Origin of the sequence: Rhodococcus sp. LB1, assembly GCF_001583455.1 — a bacterium.
Classification (GTDB): domain Bacteria; phylum Actinomycetota; class Actinomycetes; order Mycobacteriales; family Mycobacteriaceae; genus Rhodococcus_F; species Rhodococcus_F opacus.
Genome location: NZ_LTCZ01000269.1, coordinates 1 through 3,206, shown reverse-complemented (window position 1 = coordinate 3,206; position 3,206 = coordinate 1). Strand labels below are relative to the sequence as shown.

General features: G+C 67.3%; 1 protein-coding gene. It reads right to left on the bottom strand.

What is annotated here, in order from left to right:
• Positions 1-3,206: non-ribosomal peptide synthetase (locus AZG88_RS28970; protein ID WP_156517651.1), on the bottom strand; the 3,206-nt coding region annotated here is incomplete at both ends.

Sequence of the window (3,206 nt, the reverse complement as noted above, 5' to 3'; positions counted from 1 at the left end):
GCGGGGAGGGCCTTGCGGTCCAGTTTCCCGCTCGTGTTCAGCGGGAACTCGTCGAGCAGCACCACGGCCGACGGCAGCATGTACGCCGGAAGCGCACCCGCTGCGTGCCGGCGCAGGTCCGCGGCGTCGACAGTGCGACCGGACGCGGGAACCACATACGCCACGAGATGATCACCCGTCGAGGCATCCGAGTAGACAAGGGCCGCAGCACCGGTCACATCCGGATGCGACCGCAACACCGCCTCGATCTCACCCAACTCGATCCGCTGACCACGGAACTTCACCTGGAAATCGGTACGCCCGATGTACTCGAGCACCCCGTCCCTCCGGCGCCGCACCAGATCGCCCGTCCGATACATCCGCAACCCGGCACCACCGAACGGATTCGCCACGAACCGATCCGACGTCAAATCCACCCGGCCCAGATACCCCCGCGCCAACTGGATACCACCCAGATAGAGCTCCCCCGGCACCCCCACCGGAACCGGATGCAACCGCGAATCCAGCACGTACGCCTGGGTGTTCCACTCCGGCACACCGATCGGCACCGTCGCCTCGTCGGCGTCGGACGTCTCCCAGTACGTCACCGACACCGCGGCCTCCGTGGGCCCGTACAGATTGTGCAACCCGGCAGTCGACATTTCCCCGAACCGCACCACCGTCTCCGGCGGCAACGCCTCACCGATCACGAACACGTGCCGCAGGGTGCCGCAGGAGGCTGCCGGGGCCGCGGCGATGAAGACATCGAGCATCGACGGCACGAAATCGGTCACCGTCACCCCGTGCCCGTCGATCGTGCGCGCAAGATACGCCGGATCGCGATGGCCGTCCGGAGTGGCCAGCACCATGGTGGCGCCGACCTGCAACGGCCAGAAGAACCCCCACACCGACACGTCGAACGTCGTCGCCGTCTTCTGCAACAACACATCCCGCCCGGTGAGCGAGTACTCCGACTGCATCCACAGCAACTGGTTGACGATGCCCGCATGCGGCACCGCCACACCCTTCGGCTTACCCGTCGACCCCGACGTGTACATCACATACGCGGTATTGGACGGGCGCAGGGGGTGCAACCGATCGGCGTCGGTGATCGGGTGCGACCCGAATTCCGACAGGTCCAGCGCGTCGACTTCGATCACCGGGAACATGACGGGAAGATCACCGCGATCGGCGGACGTGCTCAGAACACACACCGGCTGCGCCGAATCGAGCACGTACCCGATGCGATCGACCGGATGATCCGGATCCACCGGCACATACGCACCACCGGCCTTCACCACCGCATACATCCCCACCACCAGGTCCAGCGAACGCCGCATCGCCAGCACCACCCGCGACTCCGGCCCCACACCGCACGCGACCAGATACCGCGCCAACCGGTTCACCCGAGCATCGAACTCCGCATACGTGAGCGCAGCGTCCTCGAACACCACCGCCGTCGCACCCGGAGTCCGCGCCACCTGCGCATCGAACAGGTCCGGCAGGGTGGCGACAGGAACGGTGTGGTCGGTCGAGTTCCAGAGCGTCAGTGCGGCGCTCTCGTCGGCGTCGAGCAATTCGATGTCGCCGACACGCGTGCCCGAGTCCGTGGTGACGGCGTCGAGGATCGCGGTGAATCGGGCGGCGATGGCGGCAGCGGTGGCCTCGTCGAACAGGTCCGAGGCGTAGGTCAGTTGCGCGGTGATCCCCTCGGGATCGCCGTCGGCATCGAACCGCTCGACGAGGGTGAAGTGCAGATCGAATTTCGCGACGTCGATGTCGGTGTCGAGTCCGCGCAGTGTGAGTCCGTCGAGTTCGAGTGTGGTCTGCTCGAGGTTCTGGAAGGTGAGCATCACCTGGAACAACGGGTGGCGGGCAACGTGCCGGGTGGGGCTGAGGACCTCCACCACCCGTTCGAACGGGACGTCGGCGTGGGAGAACGCCGCGAGATCCACGTCCCGGACATGGTCGAGCAGGTCGGTGAACGCCGAACCCGGATCGACGGGGGTCCGCAGGGTCACCGTGTTGACGAACATGCCGATCAGATCGTCGAGTTCGCGTTCGCCGCGGCCCGCGACGGGGGTGCCGATGGTGACGTCCGAGGAGGCGCTGAGACGCCCGAGCAGGACGGCGAGCGCCGTGTGCACGGCGATGAACAGCGTGGCCCGCCGGGACTGTGCGAGCGCAGCCAACGCGCGGTGCGTCGACGCGTCGACGGCGAAGTCGACGTGCCGACCGCGGTACGACTGCTCCGCGGGTCGCGGCCGGTCCGTCGGGAGACCCAGCTCCTCGGGAACTCCGGCGAGGGTGTTCGTCCAGAAGTCGAGTTGCCGGGCCGCGAGCGAATCCGGGTCGGATTCCTCGCCGAGCAGGTCACGTTGCCAGAGGGCGTAATCGGCGTACTGCACGGGAAGCGCCGTCCAGGTGGGGCGCTCTCCCCGTGTGCGGGCCGCGTACGCGATCATCACGTCGCGCACCATCGGTGCCATTGACCAGCCATCGCCGGAAATGTGGTGCACCACAAGTGCCAGCACGTGATCGTCGGCGCCCACCCGGATCAGCGTGACGCGGACGGGCAGGTCGGTCGTGACGTCGAAACCGGTGGTGAAGAATCGTCCGAGGACGGTCTCCAGTTCGTCCTCACAGACGGCGGCGACCGACAGATTCACTGGTGCGTCGGCGGTGTCGCGCACGACCTGGTGCGGACCGGTCGCCGAATCCGGGAACACCGTGCGCAGTGTTTCGTGGCGTTCGATCAGGTCTGCGATGGCCGCCTCGAGTGCCGCCCGGTCGAGTGCCCCGGTGAACCGCACCGCGAACGGCAGGTTGTAGGCCGGAGACGACGGGTCGAACTGGTTGAGGAACCACATGCGCTGCTGGGCCGGCGACAACGGAATCTGTTCCGGCCGCTCCCGCCGGGTCAGTGCCGGTCGAGTGTCCGCACTGTCCGACTGCAACAGTCGGTCCGCGAGTTCCGCGACAGTCGGCGACTCGAACAGGTCCCGCACCGCGAGCGGCACGTCGAGTTCGCTGCGGATCCGGGACACCAGCTGGGTGGCGATCAGCGAATTGCCGCCGAGGTCGAAGAAACTGTCGTGGACGCTCACCCGGTCGAGTCCGAGCACCGTGCCGAACACCGCGGCGACGGAGTGCTCGACGCTCGTGGACGGTGCGATGTATTCACCCGCAGCCGAGGAGAACTCCGGTGCGGGGAGGGCCTTGCGGTC